This is a genomic window from Flavobacterium sp. LB2P53 (assembly GCF_003970305.1).
Taxonomy (GTDB): domain Bacteria; phylum Bacteroidota; class Bacteroidia; order Flavobacteriales; family Flavobacteriaceae; genus Flavobacterium.
On record NZ_RYDG01000007.1, the window covers coordinates 127919 to 150379 of the forward strand.

Sequence of the window (22461 nt, forward strand, 5' to 3'; positions counted from 1 at the left end):
TAAATAAAAAAATAGTTAGAGAAACTCCATTAATTAAAATTGTTTTATACTTTTGAATTTTGAAGATAATTTGAACTATTTTCATAATTATAGCATACAATTTACAGTTTATTAATTTTTAATGATAAAGTTTAGTTTATGGCATCTTCAAGTTTATTTAGAAAAAAAACAGTACAAGATATTTTAAAACAGGTTGAAAAAAGAGATGCCGATGGCCATAATGCATTAGGAAAACATTTAACGGCGCGTGATTTAACAGCATTTGGTATCGCCGCAATTGTAGGAGCCGGAATTTTCAGTACGATTGGTAAAGCTAGTTCTGATGGAGGGCCTGCAGTTATCTTTTTGTTCTTGTTTACTGCTATAGCCTGTAGTTTTGCTGCTTTTGCGTATGCTGAATTTGCATCGATGGTTCCCGTTTCCGGAAGTGCTTATACGTATTCGTATGTGGCTTTTGGAGAAATAATAGCCTGGATTATTGGTTGGGCGCTGATAATGGAATATTCTGTGGGGAATATAACGGTCGCCATATCGTGGAGTGACTATTTTACGGGTTTACTTGAAAGTGGCGGGCTTCACTTACCACAATGGGTTCAAATGGATTTTTTGTCCGCTTCCAGAGGTTTTGACGATGCCATTGCGCTAATGCAAGGAGGCAAAGAATTTGCAAACTTAAGTCCTGCTTTACAGGATGCTTATACAGCCTGGACGACTTCGCCGGTTATTGGATCGTTTCATTTTGTGGCAGATCTTCCTGCACTACTGATTATTGTTTTGATTACGGCATTGATTTACCGCGGAATGAAAGAATCTCGAAATGCGAGTAATATCATGGTGGTTGTCAAATTATGTATTGTTCTTTTAGTCATAGCGGTTGGTGTTTTCTATGTGGATACTGCAAATTGGGATCCTTTTGCACCTAATGGTGTTACAGGAGTTTTAAAAGGAGTTTCAGCAGTGTTTTTTGCTTACATTGGGTTTGACGCTATCTCGACAACGGCTGAGGAATGCAAAGATCCACAACGTGATTTGCCTAAAGGAATGATGTGGGCCATAATAATATGTACCGTTTTATATATTGCCATTGCTCTGGTACTTACCGGAATGGTGCGTTATGACCAGTTGAATGTAGGTGATCCCTTGGCTTTTGTATTTGAAAAATTAGACCTAAAATGGATGTCCGGAATCATTGCCGTCAGTGCGGTTGTGGCTATGGCAAGTGTTTTATTGGTTTTTCAAATGGGACAACCGCGTATCTGGATGAGTATGAGTCGTGATGGTTTGTTGCCAAAACGTTTCTCAAAAGTACATCCAAAATACAAAACACCATCGTATGCGACAATTGTTACCGGGTTTGTAGTAGCAGTTCCCGCTTTATTTTTGAATTTAACATTGGTTACAGATTTGTGCAGTATTGGAACGTTATTCGCTTTTGTATTGGTTTGTGCCGGAGTTTTAGTGTTACAAAACAGAACCGATATACCTCGTGGAAAATTTAAAACTCCTTATGTAAATTCAAAATTCATATTGCCAGTTTTGATTATTATGGGATTGGTGTTTGCTTTTGGTTACAATAAAAAAGGAACAATGGATTTTATTACCAATAAAACTCAAATCAACAGTTCATCCGCTATCATCACCTCGTTAAACAAAGAAGAAACCCAAAAAGTATACAATTATTTAGTCACTATTGATGCTAAAAACAGCACTGATGAAACGCCGGATTTAGAGCATTTATTACGCCAATATCAACAAGATGATGCAAAATATGCTGCTGTTATAGCGGGTTTGCCAATTGCTGATGCAGTGAAATATGAAAGCGGTTTTAGTTTATTTAAACACAAAATTCCAATGTGGATTTTCTTGATTGTTTTAGCTGGATTATCCGTTTGGTCTTTTAAATCAAATTTGTCTTTGATACCGCTATTGGGATTGATTTGTTGTTTGTACATGATGGCTGAATTGAGTGTTTGGAACTGGATTTATTTTGGAATATGGCTTTTGATTGGATTGGTCATTTATTTTGGCTTTAGCCGAAAAAACAGCAAATTAAATTAAGAACACGAAAAAATTCTAAAACAGTCAGGGTCTTACTATGCATTTAGATCACTATTAGGAAAAACAAATAAGTCCTCTAAAATCAATTTAGAGGACTTATTTGTTTTTATAGCTCATCATATTTTCTTCCTTTATATAATGAAATTGCAGGAAATCCAATTGTTTTATCAAAATTGAAACGACTACTGAACGGATTAATTCATAGGTAATAATTGATACCACCATTTTTTACCTTATTTTTATAAAAAATAAACGCATGATTTTTATTGTCAAACCACTTGTATTTGTTAGTTTTCTTTTTTGTATTGTTAGTTGTCAATCCCAAAATTTGATTTCTAAAACGGATGAAAAAAAGAATTCAATTAGCAATGATACGCTATTTGTAAATTTGAAAGAATACAGTCAAGATTTTCTGTATGATATGAAATACGCCACAACAGACAATTTCCTGAACGCAAAAGTATATGATTGCGCAGAATGTTTTTTGCGGTTAAAAACCATTCGTGCACTTGTTGAAGCCAATGAGAAGTTTATGGAAAAGGGCTATAAGATTAAAATTTTTGATTGCTATCGCCCTTTAGATATTCAGAAAAAAATGTGGGAAATTGTACCTAATCCTAAGTACGTGGCTAATCCCTCGAAGGGATCAATTCATAATAGAGGGGGAGCTGTAGACCTTACTTTAGTGAACAGCAGTGGAAAAGAATTAGATATGGGTACTGGTTTTGATTTTTTTGGAGTCGAAGCGAGTCATGATTATCCTACTGTTTCGCACACAGTAAAGGCAAATAGAAACCTGCTGAAAATAACAATGATTAGTAGTGGTTTTAATTCATTTGATTCGGAATGGTGGCATTATAATGTAAAATCAGGGTTGAATGACACTATTTCTAATACTAAATGGGAATGTAAATAAACTATTATTCGATACACTTTATCGTATTTATAAAGTAGGTTTCCGGATAGTAAATTTCGTTGTTTAATTCCGATTTAAATTCCTTTTTTATAATAAAATCCTCTGTATCAGTTAAATATTTGATGCGCATCATAGAAACTGGAGAACTTTTTAATTCTTCAAAACTATCCTTCATAAACATAAATGCTGCAGAATTGATCCGGTTATCGTATCCATTGTCATCACGAATCAAAGTGCCACAATCTTCTTGATCAGTGTGTATTAACGTAATTATTTTTCCGTTGTTGAGTTGTAAAAACAATTTTGAATTTTTATCAAAACAATTCGCTTTTATAAATCCCTTGCTTTTTTGGATAAATTGTATGTTTAAGGTTGGTAATCCATCCGTTAAAGCCAGTGAATAGAAAATATAGCTGGAGTTTCCGGCAAATTTTTTTTCACTAATCATATATTCTTTAGTTGATTTATAGGTTCCTATTGAATCAGTAACGTTTTCACTGTAATCACATGGTTTTTGTGCAAAAAGACTCAAACTGAAGAAAAAGAAAGTTAATGTAATTATGAATTTCATTTTTATGATATTTTGGTGCAAATTAAAACTATTTTATGGTTATTTTCATCAGTTGTAAAAAAACTATATATATTTCCTCCGTCTTTTATTTTCCATTTTTTCCGAATACTTTCTACACTGTCCGGAAAATTCCGAGTTGTGATATTGGCTTTACTGTTTTCTAAAAAATTTTTCATCGCTGTTTTGTTATAGGAAAATGTATTTTGAATTTCAAAAACACGACCCGGAAAGGGAATTAAGTCAATAGAAGTGTATAAGTGAGAATGCTTGTGTAGTTTATTGACTTTGTAAAAGGATCCCACTTCATCAAATCCACCTGATTTCATAATAGCACTATTGGGTTCGTATAAATAGGTTTGAGGTAAGCTGAAATTTGAAAAACTAGCATCTTCATTCCAAATAAAATCAAAAGTTTCATTTTTATCCTTGAGGATATTGACAGTTTTAATGCGTATTGGTCCGGAATAAGCTGCATGAAGTTCCCATAACAATTCCTTAACTTCGTTCTCAACGGCTATAATATGAATTTGTTTCACGTGTTGTAATTCCGTTAGTCCGGCAGTAATATCAAGAATAGGAGCCGTTTTTATGAGAATAGCATTTGTATTTTTAAAATAAAAAGTTAGATTTTCAGGAACATTTGGCAAACAATCTTTAAGCATGAATACCTTTCCTTTGGTATCATTTCTTCTGGAAGGATCAATATAAATCCAGTCCCAGTTTGTTTTTAAAGCGGTTAAGGTTGCCAGACTATCTCCGGTATAACAAGTAATATTAGGAACACGTAATTGCTCAAAATTGTGTTTTACAAGTTGAGATAAATCGGGATTAATTTCGCAATGAACCACTTCTTTTATTTTTTGTGCAAAATAAAAATCATCCACACCAAAACCTCCAGTCAAATCGATTAAGTGATCACCAGTAACAATAGAAGCTTTATAAGAAGCTGTTTTTTCAGAAGACGTTTGTTCTACTGAAAGTTTGCTTGGATAAATGATGTTTTGGGACAAGAACCAATGTGGCAATTTATCTTTTGCTTTTGTCTTAGCGTCTATTTGGTTCAAAATGGTGATCCAATCCACATTGGGAAAGGGATTTTTTTGTAATGCTAATGTTGCTACGTGTGTACCAATGTTAGCATTGATAAATACTTGTACTTCAGGATTTAAAATCATTAAATCCAAAATTAAAGGTCTTTAGTTAATGATTGAATGATCTTATTTTCCGGAAAAAATTCTTTCCCTATCACCTTAATTATTGTATACAATGGAACGGCTACAATCATTCCCAATATTCCAAAAAGAAAACCGGCAATTAAGATAACCAGAAATATTTCTAAGGGATGTGAACTGACACTTTTTGAAAAGATAATAGGTTGGGATAAATTGTTATCAATAATCTGAACGATCCAAAAACCAATAAGAACGTAAATTGTCGTAGGTAAAATATCGGATTGGAAGTCACCACCTAAATTGCTGATCATAGTCAAAATTGCGGCTAACACCGATGCAATTAATGGACCTATGTAGGGGATAATATTCAATACAGCACATAAAAAAGCAATAACAATTGCATCGGGAATACCAAAAATGACTAAGACTATGAAGTATAAAAGAAACACAATAAATAATTGAAGCAATAATCCAATAAAATAACGCGATAGTAAATGGTTGATCTTTTCCAGTGAATTTAAAATTTGAAATTCGTGACTATTGGGAATTAATTTTTTTACTCCTAAAAGAAACATTAATCGGTCTTTTAAAAAGAAAAAAGTAATAAACAGTACCGAAGCCAGTCCCACAACAAAACTACTGATTGTTCCCAAAATAGCATTTAGAAAATTTGGAATGATATTAAAATTTATTTTAGAGGAAATGTTGGCTTCCTTAAGTATTTGTGAGGAATCAATTTGATGACTTTCCAAAAACACACTGATCTGATTGGCTAACTCAATTATATTTTTTTCAATTTCTGCTGTGTTGAGCAGTGATAAATTTTGTCCTTGGGATAAAATCAAAGGAATAAACATCATTATGAAACCAAATATAATCAGTATAAAAATAAACAAAGTGGTAATAGTAGCAAAGAGATGATTAAATTTTAATCTCCGTTTAAAAAAATCTAAAATAGGATTTCCAATCATTGTGAATATAAAGGATACTACAAGATAAATTATCACCGATTGAATTTGGTAGAAAAAGAACAGCACTAAAGCACCTAGCACTAAGGTAAGTAGCGCACGGATAATGCCGCTAGAAATGGTTTTTGACGTAATCATATCTTTATATTAAGGGCTAAAGATAAAAAAAACTCGCTAACAAGTAGCGAGTTTTAAATTCTAAAAAACTAAAAATTATATTCCGAAACTCGCTCTTGCTCCACCAGAAACAAAAATTGCATCCATTCTTGATTTTTGGCCGTTAGAGAACATGTACATACCTCTATCATCTGTATAATCCATGTAATTCATAGTCATTTCTACAGGAGTACCAGAGCATGTACTGTAATGAGGGTAGGTAGGAACACCATAATTAGCAGTATTGTGCGTAGGCGTGTCAGAAACTAAATCGCTTCCACAAGTAGCATCACCCCAAATGTGACGTAAATTCATCCAGTGTCCTACTTCGTGAGTTGCTGTTCTTCCTAGATTAAATGGCGCTGTTACTGTCCCGGTAGTACCGAATGCATTGTTATCCATTACTACTCCATCGGTAGACGATGCACCTCCAGGAAATTGTGCGTAGCCTAGAATACCGCCACCAAGATTACAAGACCACATGTTTAATACAGTTGTTGGTGTAGTTGGAACGATTCCATTTGTTGATTTTTTCATAGAATCATCTGTAGACCAAGATGTTATAGTAGTAGATCTTCTCTTTACACTTTGTAAGACGAATGTAATTCCAACATTTGCTTTTACTCCTGAAAATGCTGCGGGAACTGAATTATAATCAGAATTTGCAGCATTAAAATCTTTATTCAATACGTCAATTTGGGATTGGATTTGTGCCAGCGAAATATTTTCAGCTGTAGTTCTGTATAAAACGTTTACGACCACTGGGATTTCTACTTTACCGTTAACTAAGCGACCAGATAACATTGCTTTGTCAGTAAAAGCTTCAATTTTATTCATTCGCAAAACTAATGACGGATCAGCTTTCATTTGGGCAGCTAACACCTCTTGAGATGCGCAACCACGTTTTGTAACTGCATCAGCTGATGGAGTAATTTCTGTTGTGTCATTTTGACAAGAAAAAAGCATTAATAATGCTACAGCAGATAAAAGAATTTTTTTCATAATGAATTTGTTATAAATTAATAGATTTGGTTTATTATATCACAATTTTATAACAATTTTTATTTAAAAAAAAATTTTATGATTACTTATTTATAAAATAATTTAAATCTTGCTTTTTGGATAAGAACAGTAAAGACTATTTAAATAAAATTTATGCTGTTAATAGGTTACTTATCGTAATGAAGAAATATAAAGAGGTAATGCTGATAAATAAAAATAGGCGACTTTTTAGGTCGCTTATTTTATAAATTTATTTAGGAATTATACTCCAAAACCTGCTCTTGCTCCGCCTGTAACAAAAATTGCAGCCATTCTTGATTTTTGGCCATTAGAGAACATATACATACCCCTATCATCTGTGTAATCCATGTAATTCATAGTCATTTCTACAGGAGTTCCAGAGCATGTGCTGTAATGAGGATAAGCAGGAACACCATAATTAGCAGTGTTGTGTGTAGGTGTATCAGAAACTAAATCGCTTCCACAGGTAGCATCTCCCCAAATGTGACGTAAGTTCATCCAGTGGCCTACTTCATGAGTAGCTGTTCTTCCTAAGTTATAAGGATATGCACCTGATCCAGATAATCCAAAATATTTTGAATCGACTACAACACCATCAGTAGCTGATGATCCTCCAGGAAATTGAGCGTAACCTAATATCCCACCGCCAATAGTACAGGCCCACATGTTAAGTTTTGTTTCTGGTGAAGTAGGATCTAAACCTCCTTGTTTTGTTTTTTTCATAGCATCTCTGGTTCCCCAAGATGTTTTAGTAGTAGATTTTCTATTTATTGTTTCTAAAACGAAAGTAATACCAACATTCGCTGCAACTCCAGAGAACATAGCGGGAGTACTGCTGAAATCTGAATTTGTAGCATTAAAATCATCATTTAACACATCAATTTGAGATTGAATTTGAGCATCAGTAATGTTTTCTGCTGCAGTTTTGTACAATACGTTAACTACAACAGGAATTTCGATTTTACCATTTACTAATCTGCCAGTTAGCATAGCTTTTTGGGTAAATGCTTCAATTTTATTCATTCTCAAGGCTAATGTAGGGTCTGCTTTCATTTGTGCAGCAAGAACTTCTTGAGTGGCACAACCGCGTTGAGATACAGCGCTTGCTTCCGAAGTTGTTTCTGTTGTATCTTTTTGACAAGAGAAAAGCATTAAAAATGCTGCAACAGGTAAAAAAAAATTTTTCATAATCGAGTTTGTTATAAATTAATAGATTTGGTTAATGATTTAACAATTTTATAACAATTATTTCATGAAAAAAAATAAATATCTATTTTTTCATGAAATAAATATCAATTATGACTTTTTAGTAGCCTCTTTCTGCTGTTGTGTTCTTGATTTACCTCTGGTCTTAATAAAATATATTTAGGGAGATTGTAATTAATATTATTCTTATTAAATGATTCTTTAATGCTAATTTTACCTCTAAAAAAAGAAAGTAATGGTGGATTTTTCAAACTATTTATTTTCACAATTAATACTAATCTGTATTTTTTATTTGATTGTTAGCGATGGCATCTTTCAAAGAAGGATATTAAGAATTATAGCGCTACAGAACTCGAAAGTTCAAAAGTCATAAAGTCAAAAAAAATGTAAAATAGTATCTTAAAATCAATTTGTTACTTCTTGTTGTCTAATTGTAAAACACGACATTATACGATGATTGTTACTCAAAATAAATTATTGGTAAGCCGTGTTAATTATTAAAAATATAATTGATAATATTTACCCCCATTTTTAATGCTTTTTCTCGAATCGCTACTGGATCATTATTGACTTCCGGATCTTCCCATCCATCTCCTAAATCGGATTCATAGGTATAAAGCAGTACTAATTTATTTTTTATAAAAAGTCCAAAAGCCTGAGGTCGTTTACCGTCATGTTCGTGTATTTTGGGTAATCCGTTTGGGAATGAGAATGGTTTTTGAAAAATGGCATGATTCGCAGGAATCTCCACTAGACTATTATTTGGAAATATTTTTTTGATTTCTTTTCGGATGTATTGGTCCATTCCATAATTATCATCAATATGAAGAAATCCTCCTGCCAGCAAATAATTTTTAAGATTGTCACTATCAGCAGCGCTAAAAACTACATTTCCATGGCCGGTCATATGCACATAAGGGTATGAAAATAAATCAGGACTAGCAGGCTCAACCGTGGCTGGCTTTGTTTTTATTTGGGTATTTATAGTTGCATTGCAGTATTTTATCAAATTGGGTAATGATGTTGGGTTTGCATACCAATCGCCACCACCACTGTATTTTAACAATGCAATTTCCTGCGAAAATGAAACGACCGAAAATAATAAGAGTAAATAAAATATTTTTTTCATAGCCAATTTCTATTATTTGCACCCATTTTGTGCATTGTTTTTTTTGATTGTTCAGCAATCCAAACACGTTTTATTATTATTCATTGACAAAGTGTATGCTGTGACAAGCCACTATTGCTGCCGTTTCTGTTCGTAGCCTTGTATTTCCTAATGAAACCGGAATGTACTTGTTGTCAATTGCCAATGCAATTTCTTTTTCTGAAAAATCACCTTCAGGGCCTATTAGTAGGGTCACATTTTCATTTGGTTTCAAAACGGATTTCAATGATTTTTTATCCGTTTCCTCACAATGGGCAATTAATTTAAGGCCTTCATAGTTGTGTTTTAAAAAATCTTTCATCAATATGGCCTGATTTAATTTCGGCAGGTATAATTCGTTAGATTGCTTCATGGCAGCTAATAAAATTTTATCAAATCGTTCATTATTGATAACTTTTCGCTCTGAGTGATCACAAATAATAGGTGTGATTTCGTGAATGCCTATTTCGGTTGCTTTTTCCAAAAACCATTCGTAACGGTCATTCATTTTAGTTGGCGCTACAGCCAGATGTATGTGAAATTTTGCAACTGGGGCTTTTTCGAACGAAAGGATTTTAACGGTGCATTTACTGTCGGATGCCAGTGTTATTTCTGTTTTAAATAAGTAGCCTGAGCCATTGGTTACAAATAATATATCGGTATCTTTCTTGCGTAATACTTTGATAATGTGTTTGCTTTCTTCTTTATCAAAAGAAAAAATTGTCGTGGATTCTGTAATAGTAGGGTTAAAGAATAATTGCATAATTTATAATTGTATTCTTGCTTTAGAAACAACAGATGAAGTTTCAAATGTTTGGGTTAAAAATTTTTGATATCCTACAATTCCTATCATTGCAGCATTATCAGTAGTGTATTCAAATTTAGGAATAAAGGTTTTCCAACCATATATGTTTTCTGTTTCCTTTAATGTATTTCGGATTCCGGAATTAGCAGAAACGCCTCCGCCGATGGCTATTTGTTTGATCCCGGTTTCTTTTACGGCTAATTTTAATTTGTCCATTAAAATTTCAATAATAGTATGTTGGATTGATGCGCAAATATCATTTAGATTCTCAGCAACAAAGTTTGGATTTTCTAATTTTTTCTTTTGAATAAAATATAAAATAGCAGTTTTCAAACCGGAGAAGCTAAAATTTAATCCTGGAACTTTAGGTTTTGTAAACACAAATGCTTTTGGGTTTCCTAATTGCGCATATTTATCAATTAAGGGGCCACCAGGGTAGGGAAGTCCTAAAATTTTAGCGCTTTTGTCAAAAGCTTCTCCAACTGCGTCATCAGTGGTTTGACCAATTACGGTCATGTCAAAAAAATGATCTACTTTGATGATTTGTGTATGTCCACCGCTTATAGTTAAGGCCAAGAACGGGAAAGTGGGTTTTTCATAGCCCTCTTCCTCTATATAATGTGCCAGGACATGAGCTTGCATGTGATTTACAGCAATCAAAGGAATTTGTAAGGCCAGGGCAAGTGATTTTGCAAACGAACTCCCTACCAGTAGCGAACCCATGAGTCCCGGACCTTGTGTAAATGCAATTGCAGATAACTGTTCTTTTTGTATATTTGCCTTTCGAAGCGCCGCATCGACTACCGGAACTATGTTTTGTTGGTGTGCACGTGAGGCGAGCTCAGGAACTACGCCACCATATTGATTATGAATTAGCTGATTAGCAACAACATTTGACAATACTTTATCGTTGTGTAAAATGGCCGCTGCAGTATCATCACAAGAACTTTCAATGGCAAGAATAAAAACCTCGGGATTTTGCATAAAAAGGCATAAATTTGGAGTTACATTTGATGATTAGTTTACAAAAAATAACAATTTTGTAAAGGCCAAAATTAAAGAATTTTTATTTAAGGCACAGGAGTTTCCAGAGGCAAAATGAAATTTTAGAAAATTTAAATATATAGTAGGTATCAAAAAAATAAAAAAAATAGTATTTCGGTCTCTACTTGGACTAATCCTACTTTTACTTGTACTTGGTATTGCTCTTACCCTACCATTTGTTCAAACTAAAATAGCACAGTATTTCACCCGAAGTCTCAATAAAGACTTTGGAACTAATATTGCTATTGACGGAGTTGTTATATCTGTTTTTGGAGGTGTAAAATTCAAAAAAGTATTGATTCTGGATCACCACAAAGACACTTTAATTTATTCGGATAGAATTGCAACGACTATTTTAGAAGGTAAAAAATTGCTGGACGGTGATCTGATTTTTGGTGATTTGCGGTTGAGTGGTTTAGTATTTAATTTAAAAACGTACAAAAATGAAAAAGAGTCTAATCTCGATAAATTTATAGCCGCTTTTGAAACCGGAAGACCATCAACAAAAAAGTTTCTGCTCACCGTAAAGGAATTAAAAATTTACGATAGTCATTTTATTTTGACAGATCTAAATCGTGAAATTCCAAAAGACCTGGATTTTACTAAACTGAATGCTTCCGTAACGAATTTTAAAATTTACGGTCAGGATGTAACGACTATGATTGATAAAATGTCATTTTTAGATTTTCGGGGTTTGTATGTTAAAAATTTAAACTCAAAATTCAGTTATTCCAGAAAAAACTTAAAACTAGAAAATCTGAATTTGTTGACCAAAGAATCCACCTTAAAAGGGACTGTATTGTTAAATTATAAAATTGAATATTTTTCTAATTTTACCGATAAAGTACTCTTTGATATTAAACTGGATGCTGCCTCAATTGCTTCAAATGATATTCGTTACTTTTATAAAGAAATAGGGAAAAATCAACATTTTTATATCAAAGCATCTATTAAAGGAACGCTTAATGATTTGAAATTCAAAAATTTAAAATTAGTTGATGATCGGAAAACACAGATCAACGGTGCTATTAATTTTAAAAACTTGTTTGCTAAAAAAGGGCAGAAATTTTCGATGTATGCCAGATTTGACAAATTAACCTCTAGCTATGATAATTTGATAGTTATATTACCTAATATTCTTGGAAATAAATTACCCAGTTCTCTAAAAAAATTAGGACGATTTTCAGCTTCTGGAGTTTCAAATGTTTCTACAACTGTTGTCAAAGCTGATTTTTCTATGATAACGGCGTTAGGTAAAGTAATCTCTAATTTAGAAATAAAAAATATAAATGTTATTGATAAGGCTTCTTATATTGGGAACGTTATTTTAGAAAATTTTGATATTGGAACTTTATTGGATCAAAAAGAACTAGGAAAGGTAAGTCTGAATATGGATATCGATGGTAAAGGATTCAAAGAAAAATACCTGGACACAGCTATCAAAGGGAGCATTAGCCAAATAGAGTATAAAAAATACAATTACACGAATATTGATGTCAATGGAGTCCTTAAAAACCCGAATTACAGAGGACAAATTGCCATAAAAGATCCTAATTTAAGTATGAATTTTGAAGGTTTATTGGATTTAAGCAAAAAAGACAATAGATACGATTTTCACATTAATGTTGAAAACGCAGATTTGAATAAATTAAAGTTAATTAAGGATTCTATTGCTGTATTTAGAGGCGATGTGGTAGTTCAGGCGTCAGGAAATACTGTAGAAAATTTTCAAGGAAATGTGTATATCAACGAAACCTCCTATCAAAATGCAAAAGACACGTATAATTTTGATGATTTTACCATAAATTCAACTTTTGATGAAAATAGAGTAAGAACCATGACTGTAAATTCACCAGATATTGTTCAGGGTGAAATTGTGGGTAAATATGAATTTAACCAATTGGAAAACCTGGTAAAGAATTCTTTGGGAAGCCTGTACACGAATTTTAAACCCAACAAGGTAAAGAAAGGACAGTTTCTTAAGTTTAATTTCTCTATATATAATAAAATAATTGAAATATTTTACCCTGATATTTCTATTGCACCCAACACCATTATTAAAGGAAATATAAACTCCGATAATCAGGAATTTAAACTCAATTTTAATTCGCCTCAAATTATAGCTTCAAACAATATACTTGATAATATAAGAGTTTCGGTAGACAATAAAAATCCGCTTTATAATGCCTACATAGAACTGGACAGTATAAAAACAAAATACTATAAAATACGTGATTTTAGTCTGATAAATGTCACAATGAAAGACACACTGTATTTTCGTTCGGAGTTTAAAGGGGGACCAAAAGCAGAAGATTATTTTAATCTGAATTTATACCATACTATTAATCAGGATAACAATAATGTAGTTGGAATTAGTAAATCAGAGGTGAAATTCAAAGATTATTTGTGGTTTTTGAACGAAAAAGAAGCAACTGATAATAAAGTTGTTTTTGATAAATCATTTCAAAATTTCAATATTGATAACATTGTGCTGTCACATGAAGAACAGGAAATTTCTTTAGTGGGCCTTTTTAAAGATACTACAATTAAGGATTTACAACTGAGTTTTAAAGATGTGGATCTAAACAAAATCACGCCTGCTAATGATAAATTTATTGCACATGGAAATATAAATGGAAAAGTAAATTTCAAGCAAAATAAAGATGTTTTTCAGCCTACATCTTCTATAGTTATTGATAATTTGAATTTAAATAAAATAGATTTAGGAACTTTAAATTTTGAAATTGAAGGTGATGAAAATCTTAGCAAGTTTACCATAAATTCTAATTTAGAGAACAAAAATTTTGAATCATTTAATGCGGATGGTAGTTTTGAAATTGTCAATAAAGAAACCATTCTTGATTTGAGGCTAAAATTTGATAAATTTAATATCGCAACCTTGAACTCTTTGGGTGGTGAAGTATTGTCTAATATACGAGGTTCAATAGCCGGTAATGCTACCATAGAAGGAAATCTTAAGAAACCTAGTATAAATGGCAGGCTGTACCTTGACCAAGCAGGAATAACCATACCCTACCTGAATGTGGATTACGGTTTAAGTGATAACACAATTATAGACCTGACCGATGACCGATTCTTGTTTAGAAACAATACCTTGACAGACACAAAATTTGGCACTGTAGGGAAGTTAAACGGAAGTATTGGGCATACTAATTTTTCGGATTGGAAATTAGATTTAACCGTTAATTCAAAAAGGCTTCTAGCATTAGATACTAAGGATACTGAAGATTCAGCTTATTATGGTACTGCATTTATAGATGGAGTTGCCACTATAAAAGGACCAACTAATTCATTGTTTATAAAAGTAGCTGCAAAATCAGAGAAAGGAACAGCCATAAAAATTCCTATTAATAATGCCGAAAGTGTAAGTGATAATATTTTTCTTCATTTCCTGACTGCAAAAGAAAAATACAATGTAAGGAACGGTATTGTAGAAAATACCCGGAATTATAATGGCCTTGAATTGGAGTTTGATTTTGATATTACACCGGATGCCGAAGTAGAGGTAATTCTAGACCGAAACACAGGTCACGGAATGAAGGGGAAAGGTTTTGGCTCTTTGTTGTTTAAAATAAACACGACGGGGAAATTCAATATGTGGGGTGATTTTCAAGCGTATGAAGGGACTTATAATTTTAAATATGGAGGACTGATAGACAAGAAGTTTGAGGTCAAAAAAGGAGGGTCAATTTCCTGGGAAGGGAATCCGATGCGCGCACAGTTAAATCTTGAAGCAGTATACAAAACTACTGCAAATCCTGCAATTTTGTTAGAAAATGCTTCTTTTAATACGAAAGTCCCCGTGGAAGTAGTTATAGGAATTAGAGGCGATTTGACTAGTCCGGAACCCGATTTTAATATTGAATTTCCAACAGTCAGCACGGTGTTAAAATCAGAAATCCAATATAAGTTAAATGATAAGGACGTGAGACAAACTCAAGCATTGTATTTATTATCTTCCGGTGGATTTTTAAGTCCGGAAGGAGTAAGTCAATCTGATTTTTCAGGAAGTTTGTTTGAGACCGCCTCTAGTCTTTTAGGAGGAATAATACAATCTGACGATGAAAAATTCAAAGTGGGTCTGAATTTCATTGGAGCCGACAGAAGAATAGGAAGAGAAACAGATGGACGGTTTGTTGCAACAATTTCATCCAAAATAAACGAAAGAATAACGATCAATGGAAAACTAGGAGTTCCTTTTGGTGGGATTAATGAATCCGCTATCGTAGGAGATGTTGAAGTGCTATATAGGGTTAATGAAGATGGAACACTTAATTTACGATTGTTTAATAAAGAAAATGATATCAATTATATTGGGCAAGGGATTGGTTATACCCAAGGTTTAGGAGTTTCTTACGAAGTAGATTTTGATACTTTCAAGGAGTTAGTCAATAAAATTTTTACGAATCTAAAAATAGACAGAGTGACAGTGCCCGCCGCTGAAGATCAAGATTCTGACTTATCTCCGGATTATATTAATTTTATGAAATCTAAAAAACCCAAAACAGAAAAAACCAAAAATAATCAAGAAGGTTTAGTCCCGGAGGAAAACTAATTTTTTTGTAAACAGGAGGAATCAGAACCAAGAATTCATACAAATGAGAATGAGAATCAGGATCAGGATAGGAGATTAACAATATCTGCTTCAGTACCAATTAAAAGAATTTCAGACTTACCACAAGGACGTTTTTTTTTAATTCCTCATTTGTAAATACGTAATGGATCATTGTCATAAAACAATCATAAAAACGCTTAAATTGTTAATTATCAAATAAAAATTCATTATTTTTTTATTTTGCTAAATAAAATTCGTTTTATTTTGATTTTTCGAAAACTTATTAACGAAAACGTTTGAATTTTGGTTGCTTAACTAATTTATAAAAAACACGGCTCTGTAAGTGCTGAATGTTTGCTAGTTTTACACTTTAATACTTAAATAATGCCAAAAACAATAAAAAAAGTTGGTGTTCTTACTTCGGGAGGAGACTCACCAGGTATGAATGCAGCAATTCGATCCGTTGTTCGGACATGTGCGTATCATGCTATTGAATGTATAGGAATATACAGAGGATATCAGGGAATGATTGAAGGCGACTTCAAAGAAATGGGACCTCGTAGCGTAAACAACATTGTTAATAAAGGAGGGACAATTTTGAAGTCAGCACGTTCTTTAGAATTTAAAACTCCAGAAGGAAGAAAAAAAGCACACGATAACCTGATTAAAGCAGGAATAGATGCTCTAGTAGTAATAGGGGGCGACGGTACTTTTACCGGTGGTTTGTTGTTCAATAATGAATTTGATTTTCCAGTAATGGGAATTCCGGGAACTATTGATAACGATATTTTTGGGACCACCCATACGTTAGGATATGATACCGCTTTGAATACCGTTGTGGATGTCATTGATAAAATTAGAGATACCGCAAGTTCACACAATCGTTTATTCTTTGTAGAAGTGATGGGTAGAGATGCCGGTCACATCGCTTTGAATGCCGGTATTGGTGCCGGTGCCGAAGAAATTCTGATTCCCGAAGAAGATTTAGGATTAGAGCGATTATTAGAATCCCTGCAAAAAAGCAAGGCTTCTGGTAAATCATCCAGCATTGTTGTAATAGCAGAAGGAGATAAAATAGGGAAAAACGTATTTGAATTAAAAGATTACGTAGAAGCTAATTTGCCGGAATATGATGTTAGAGTTTCTGTTCTGGGCCACATGCAACGTGGCGGTTCCCCTTCTTGTTTTGATCGGGTTCTTGCCAGTAGATTGGGCGTAAAAGCAGTTGAATCTTTGCTGGAAGGCAAGTCAAAGTTCATGGTAGGGTTAAAGAACGATACAGTTTCATTGACACCTTTGGAACAAGCCATTAAAGGCAAAACAGAAATTGATAGAGAATTATTAAGAGTTTCAGACATAATGTCTACATAAAGGGATTAAAGTTTATAGTGAGGAAATTAGACTTTAGAGCAAGTTAATATTTAAATAAACAAAAATTAAAGTAAAATGTCAAAAGTTAAATTAGGAATAAACGGTTTTGGAAGAATAGGGAGAATAGTTTTTAGAGAATCGTACAACAGAGATAATGTAGAAGTAGTTGCAATTAACGATTTATTAGATGTAGATCATTTAGCTTACTTATTAAAATACGATTCAGTTCACGGACGTTTCGCCGGAAAAGTAGAAGTGAAAGACGGAAAACTTTTTGTAAACGATAAACACATCAGAATTACTGCAGAAAGAGATCCTGCAAATCTAAAATGGAATGAAGTAGATGTAGATGTTGTAGCGGAATGTACTGGTTTTTTCACTACTATTGAAACGGCAAAAGCACACATCACCGGTGGTGCTAAAAAAGTAATTATTTCTGCACCTTCTGCTGATGCGCCAATGTTTGTAATGGGTGTAAATCATGACAAAGCGTTAGCTTCAGATACAGTGGTTTCTAATGCTTCTTGTACTACAAATTGTTTGGCTCCCTTGGCCAAAGTAATCAATGATAATTTTGGAATTGTTGAAGGTTTGATGACTACTATTCATGCAACAACTTCAACTCAAATGACAAATGACGGACCATCAAGAAAAGATTTCCGTGGCGGTAGATCAGCATTAGTCAACATGATTCCATCTAGTACAGGTGCTGCAAAAGCAGTAGGAAAAGTGATTCCGGAATTGAACGGAAAACTAACAGGGATGTCTATGCGTGTTCCTACTGTAGATGTTTCAGTAGTAGATTTGACCGTTAAATTAGCAAAAGAAACAACCTATGAAGAAATCATGGCTGTTCTAAAAACAGCTTCTGAAACCACTATGAAAGGTGTTTTAGGATATACCGAAGATGCTGTAGTATCACAAGATTTCGTTTCGGATCCCCGTACTTCAATTGTGGATGCTAATGCAGGAATTGGTTTGAATTCTACTTTTTTCAAAATTGTATCTTGGTATGATAATGAGTATGGTTATTCAAGCAAATTGATCGATTTATCAGTACATATTGCAGGTTTAAAATAATTAATTATATTTACAAAGTCCCGTTATCTTTATAGTAACGGGACTTTATTTTTTATTCCCTTTTTCATTTATATTTTGTTAATACCTTCCTTTATGAAAGTATTAGGAAATATAAGAACAAAACCAAAAACCAGAAAAAAATGAGATTAATAGTTGATAGTGGTTCTACCAAAGCCGATTGGATTGCAATAGATACAAATGGTAAAATATTGTTTACAACTCAAACCTTAGGATTGAATCCTGAAGTACTTGAAGAAGATGAAATTATTGAACGCTTAAATGATCGTTTTGATATTTTGCAAAACAAGAAAAATGCAACCCATTTGTTTTTTTATGGAGCAGGTTGTGGTACTGAAAGAATGAAAATTGCACTGTCTCAGGTTTTTCAAAAGTATTTTCCTAATGCTATTATAGATGTCAAAGAAGATACCTATGCAGCCGTTTATGCAACGACTCCAAAGGGAGAAAAAGCAATTGTTTCTATACTGGGGACCGGATCAAACTGCAGTTATTTTGATGGCAAAGAACTCCATCAAAAAGTACAGTCATTGGGATATATCGCCATGGATGATTGCAGCGGAAATGTTTTTGGAAAAGAATTAATCAGAAAGTACTATTTTAATAAAATGCCAAAAGAACTGGCCGTTGAATTCGAGAAAGAATACAACCTTGATCCAGATGCTATAAAAAGCAAATTGTACAAAGAACCCAATCCAAATGCGTATTTAGCGACTTTTGCGAAGTTCCTGATTCAGCACAAAGAAACGGAGTTCTGCAGAAAAATTATTTTCAAAGGAATGAAATCTTTTGTGAAAAATTACATAAAACAATACGATAACTGCAAAGAAATTCCAGTTCATTTTGTGGGGTCCATAGCCTTTTATCTCAAAGAAGAGCTGCAAGAAATATTTGATAAATATGAGTTGCAATTAGGCAATGTATTGCGACGACCTATTGATGGTTTAATTGCATATCATATTGCAAATAAATAGTTTTTCAGAGTTTATTTTTATCAAAAACCACTGTTAATTTACTTTAGAGCAAGTAAATCAACAGTGGTTTTTAATTTATAACTAATTTATAACGGACATTCTGAAATCGTTTCAACCGTTTTTCTTGTTTTAATAATGAAAGCGGAAAAAAAGCACTAAAGAATAGCGATCATTGAGATTTCAATATTCACATTTTTTGGCAAACAGGCCACTTGAACTGTTTCCCGTGCCGGAGCAGTTTTCTCGTTAAAATAGGAACCATAAACCGTATTTATTTTCCCGAAATCGGTCATATCCATAATAAATATTGTGGTTTTTACTATGTTTTCAAATGTCATTCCGGCGGCTTCCAGAACTGCTTTCATATTTTGCATGACTTGTTCTGTTTCGGCTTCGATTGAATCAAGAACTAACGTTCCAGTTGCCGGATTTATTGCAATTTGACCTGATGCATACAATGTGTTTCCTTTTAGGACTGCTTGGTTGTACGGGCCAATTGGTGCAGGAGCATTTTCTGTAAAAATTATCTTTTTCATACGTTCTATTTTATGTAATTCAATTTAGTTTAAAAGTCTCCTGGCCTAATTACCGATTTATAGTACTTCGTTTGTCCCATTTGATGTCGCTGAGCACGCCTGATTTTATTCCAATGAAGAATCCCCAGTTTGCATTATCACCAAATGGTGACCAGTTAAAATCCATTCTCCAACTTAATAAATCCCTTTCAAAACGAAGCTGAGTAAAGGTAACTCCTTTTTGAACAAAATCGTACCCGGTTGATATTCCTGCTTTCCATTTTGGAGTGATATCAGCATTAGCTGAAATCATTATCGAGTTACCAATGATTTGATTCTCTCTATTATTGTTTCCATAGGTCAAAGAATAGGCAAAGGTCATATCCCATGGTAATTTTGAATTAAAAAACTCAGAAATTTTATCTTCTCCATCATCTTCCTCTTCTTCGTCAAACTGACTTCTCCTGTTGTCTCCTAAGTCCGTATTGGTACCGAACAGATCATCTCCACGGCCCCCATTTCTTCGACTTTGTTCATTTGTGTCTTTTTCTTTTTTATCATTTCCTTTACTGGAAATAGAGTAATTTAAAGTCATATTAGAACTTGTCATTCTAAAAAGGCTGCCGCCGTTGTTAATATTAAAGACATTAATTCGGTTTCCGGAGTTATCAATCGCATAGGGATCTAACGTTGCGCCAAAATTGACATTCATTTTATTTTGAAAAAGTTGGGTACCACCACTAACTCGTATCGGCGCAAAAGCTAATGAATTGACACCATCTGCATCTAAATTATAGCTGGTAGATAGGTTTAAGTTATTCAGCAGCATTATTTTTTTAGGTTCAACCTTGGTGCTATCGCTATCAGTAACTTTTGCTTCAAAAGTGTTGCTCAAATCAAATCCTAACGAATTCGAATTATTCAATCCTGGGGCTCCAAAAATCCCGCTTTCAAATCTGGAATATTGTTTTGTCATTGTCCCGGTTGCATCGGATGCGTAGGTGTCATAATATTTTTCGAAACTTGGGGTATACCCATACGAAACAGATGGTCTCATGACGTGCCGAATTGATTTTATCTTTTTGTTTTCACCAAAGTTAAAAGTTCCATAAATAGTGGTTCCCAGACTTGAGGAGAAGGAATAGGTTCTAAAGGCATCAAAGCCATTAACCGTTTTATCGACTACGGTGCTTTGGTTTTGATCAAAACTTCTTTCAATTGTTTTGGTATACCAAATTTCTTCATAATTTACGGATGTAGACGCACTGAAATATTTAAATAATTTAAAATTGGTGCTTAACGGAATACTGTGTTGGAAACCAATTTTTGCATCCCGGAACATTTGTGGCTTGAAGAATAAAGAATCGGTAGTAACAATGCTGTTTCGGCCATTCAGATTATATTGTAAATTGATGTTCTTGAAAAATCCTTTTTTTACGCCGTCTTTCCCCACAAAAGGATAAATCCGATCCACACTCAGTTGTAGTGTAGGTAGTGTCATATTGATTTCTGCGGTTTGTGTATTTTGCGAGTGAGTTGCAGTCAATGACATTCTAACTTGTGGAATTGAAGTGAATGTTTTTGAATACGACACAGAAGAACTTAAGGTATTATTTAGATTTGAACCAATATTTATCTGATTGATAGATTGTCGAAAATATTTACTACTTCCAAGATTCACAGAGGCCGAAAAACTAGAATTAGGATTCGATTTAGAGTCTTTGGAATGGGACCATTGTATGTTATAAATATTTTGTTTTAAGTAATCAGGGTAGCCTCTTTCGCTGGTAATTAAGTTTTCAAATCGAATGTTTAAGTTTCCTCTATAATTGTATCTTTTGGCATAACTGGATTCAAAACGCAACCCGTAACTGCCATTAGTATAATAATCGCCTAATACGGTTAAATCATAATTATCACTCAAGGCAAAATAATACCCTAAATTTTGCAACGAAAACCCTCGGTTGTTGGAGTCGTTATAGCTTGGTAAAATTAATCCTGAAATGCTGGTTTCTTGGCTCATTGGAAAAAAAGCAAAAGGCAATGCAATTGGAGTAGGAACATTTGCAATAACCATATTAGTCAATCCCGTAACTACTTTTTTACCTGGGATGAATTTTACTTTGCTGGTTTGAAAATAATATTCTGGATTGTCTACATCTTTTGAAGTAGTAAAACGGGCTCCTTTTAGAAAATAAACAGAATCATTTTCTTTTTTGGTCTGCGTTGCTTTTATTTTAAATTCGCCTTGATCTGATCGTGAGTTCCAAATTAAAGCTTTTTTTGTTTTAAAATTAAATCGGATAGAATCAGGTTCAATAACATTAGTGCCCTGTTTGAAATTTGGAAACTGTGTATAAGCTCCTGTAGAATCTTTGATGCGACCGGCATATACCTCATTTTTTTCATAATTCATTACAATTATACCAGACTTCAATTCAATGTCTTGATAATACAATTCTGCGTTATTATACAAAGTAATGAGCTTTTTCTTTTGATCAATTTTAGCATATTGATCGGCTTTGTATTTTACCTTTCCGTCAAGGAATGCTTTGGTAGGCTTTATACTGTCTTTTTGTATTGAATCCTTCTCTTTTGTAGTAGTTGCAACAGTAGGAACCTTTTTGATAGTTCCTAAAGTAGTACTATCTATTTGTTTACTAACGGAAATCGCCGTCTTTTTTTTTGATATATCTTGAGAATATAATTTTCCAGACCCTAAGGATAGGAAGATTGATAATAAAACGATATTAAATAAGTTTGTATGCAAAGGTTTAAATGCTATTTTTGTAAAATTATGGCCTGTTTTTTGAGATGTCAAACTTACATATAAATTTTTGTCAAAAATAGTCAAATAAATA

17 protein-coding genes are annotated in these 22461 nt (G+C 33.3%); 6 read left to right on the forward strand and 11 right to left on the reverse strand.

Going from position 1 to position 22461, the window contains the following annotated elements; genetic code table 11:
- Window positions 1-138 precede the first annotated feature (138 nt).
- Window positions 139-2058: an amino acid permease gene (locus EKL95_RS10340; protein WP_126515645.1), complete on the forward strand. Its 1920-nt coding sequence runs from the start codon at window positions 139-141 to the stop codon at window positions 2056-2058.
- A gap of 96 nt (window positions 2059-2154) precedes the next feature.
- Here the strand turns inward: EKL95_RS10340 and EKL95_RS15320 are convergent, their stop codons facing one another.
- A complete protein-coding gene (locus EKL95_RS15320) occupies window positions 2155-2283 on the reverse strand; it encodes a hypothetical protein (protein ID WP_255416245.1) in 129 nt (42 codons plus the stop codon).
- Between the two features lie 31 nt (window positions 2284-2314).
- Between EKL95_RS15320 and EKL95_RS10345 the strand changes: the two genes are divergently transcribed.
- The gene (locus tag EKL95_RS10345) at window positions 2315-2974 is read left to right on the forward strand and encodes a M15 family metallopeptidase (protein ID WP_126564189.1); all 660 of its coding nucleotides are present in this window, start codon (window positions 2315-2317) and stop codon (window positions 2972-2974) included.
- A gap of 4 nt (window positions 2975-2978) precedes the next feature.
- Here EKL95_RS10345 and EKL95_RS10350 read toward each other — a convergent pair whose 3' ends face one another.
- The 8 genes from EKL95_RS10350 to tsaD all read right to left on the reverse strand — a co-directional run bounded on the left by EKL95_RS10350 (window position 2979) and on the right by tsaD (window position 11006).
- Window positions 2979-3545, reverse strand: a complete 567-nt coding sequence (locus tag EKL95_RS10350) for a hypothetical protein (protein WP_126460051.1) — start codon at window positions 3543-3545, stop codon at window positions 2979-2981.
- 2 nt (window positions 3546-3547) lie between these two features.
- Window positions 3548-4729, reverse strand: a complete 1182-nt coding sequence (locus EKL95_RS10355) for a THUMP-like domain-containing protein (RefSeq protein WP_126564190.1) — start codon at window positions 4727-4729, stop codon at window positions 3548-3550.
- 2 nt (window positions 4730-4731) lie between these two features.
- Window positions 4732-5823: an AI-2E family transporter gene (locus EKL95_RS10360; protein ID WP_126460045.1), complete on the reverse strand. Its 1092-nt coding sequence runs from the start codon at window positions 5821-5823 to the stop codon at window positions 4732-4734.
- 75 nt (window positions 5824-5898) lie between these two features.
- A complete protein-coding gene (locus EKL95_RS10365) occupies window positions 5899-6843 on the reverse strand; it encodes a zinc metalloprotease (protein ID WP_126453317.1) in 945 nt (314 codons plus the stop codon).
- Between the two features lie 261 nt (window positions 6844-7104).
- A complete protein-coding gene (locus EKL95_RS10370; RefSeq protein ID WP_126564191.1) occupies window positions 7105-8052 on the reverse strand; it encodes a zinc metalloprotease in 948 nt (315 codons plus the stop codon).
- Between the two features lie 508 nt (window positions 8053-8560).
- On the reverse strand, window positions 8561-9199 hold the full coding sequence (locus EKL95_RS10375) for a DUF4159 domain-containing protein (protein ID WP_126564192.1): 639 nt from the start codon (window positions 9197-9199) through the stop codon (window positions 8561-8563).
- Window positions 9200-9275: 76 nt separating this feature from the next.
- Window positions 9276-9980 carry a 16S rRNA (uracil(1498)-N(3))-methyltransferase gene (locus EKL95_RS10380; RefSeq protein ID WP_126460036.1) on the reverse strand — a complete coding sequence of 235 codons (705 nt, stop codon included), beginning with the start codon at window positions 9978-9980 and terminating at the stop codon, window positions 9276-9278.
- A gap of 3 nt (window positions 9981-9983) precedes the next feature.
- Window positions 9984-11006 carry a tRNA (adenosine(37)-N6)-threonylcarbamoyltransferase complex transferase subunit TsaD gene (tsaD, locus tag EKL95_RS10385; protein WP_126555958.1) on the reverse strand — a complete coding sequence of 341 codons (1023 nt, stop codon included), beginning with the start codon at window positions 11004-11006 and terminating at the stop codon, window positions 9984-9986.
- A gap of 193 nt (window positions 11007-11199) precedes the next feature.
- Between tsaD and EKL95_RS10390 the strand changes: the two genes are divergently transcribed.
- From EKL95_RS10390 to EKL95_RS10405, 4 genes are all read left to right on the forward strand, one after another.
- Window positions 11200-15642 carry a translocation/assembly module TamB domain-containing protein gene (locus EKL95_RS10390; protein WP_126460030.1) on the forward strand — a complete coding sequence of 1481 codons (4443 nt, stop codon included), beginning with the start codon at window positions 11200-11202 and terminating at the stop codon, window positions 15640-15642.
- 384 nt (window positions 15643-16026) lie between these two features.
- Window positions 16027-17013, forward strand: coding sequence for a 6-phosphofructokinase (pfkA, locus tag EKL95_RS10395; protein ID WP_126460027.1), 987 nt, complete (start codon window positions 16027-16029; stop codon window positions 17011-17013).
- 75 nt (window positions 17014-17088) lie between these two features.
- Window positions 17089-18093 (forward strand): type I glyceraldehyde-3-phosphate dehydrogenase, encoded by a 1005-nt coding sequence (gene gap / locus EKL95_RS10400; RefSeq protein ID WP_126460023.1) that lies wholly within the window; start codon window positions 17089-17091, stop codon window positions 18091-18093.
- 140 nt (window positions 18094-18233) lie between these two features.
- Entirely contained in the window at window positions 18234-19085 is an 852-nt protein-coding gene (locus EKL95_RS10405; RefSeq protein WP_126460020.1) for an N-acetylglucosamine kinase, read from the forward strand.
- 155 nt (window positions 19086-19240) lie between these two features.
- Here EKL95_RS10405 and EKL95_RS10410 read toward each other — a convergent pair whose 3' ends face one another.
- Together EKL95_RS10410 and EKL95_RS10415 are read right to left on the reverse strand one after the other, a co-directional pair.
- Window positions 19241-19621: a RidA family protein gene (locus EKL95_RS10410; RefSeq protein WP_126460017.1), complete on the reverse strand. Its 381-nt coding sequence runs from the start codon at window positions 19619-19621 to the stop codon at window positions 19241-19243.
- Window positions 19622-19670: 49 nt separating this feature from the next.
- On the reverse strand, window positions 19671-22421 hold the full coding sequence (locus tag EKL95_RS10415) for a putative LPS assembly protein LptD (protein ID WP_126564193.1): 2751 nt from the start codon (window positions 22419-22421) through the stop codon (window positions 19671-19673).
- Window positions 22422-22461 lie beyond the last annotated feature (40 nt).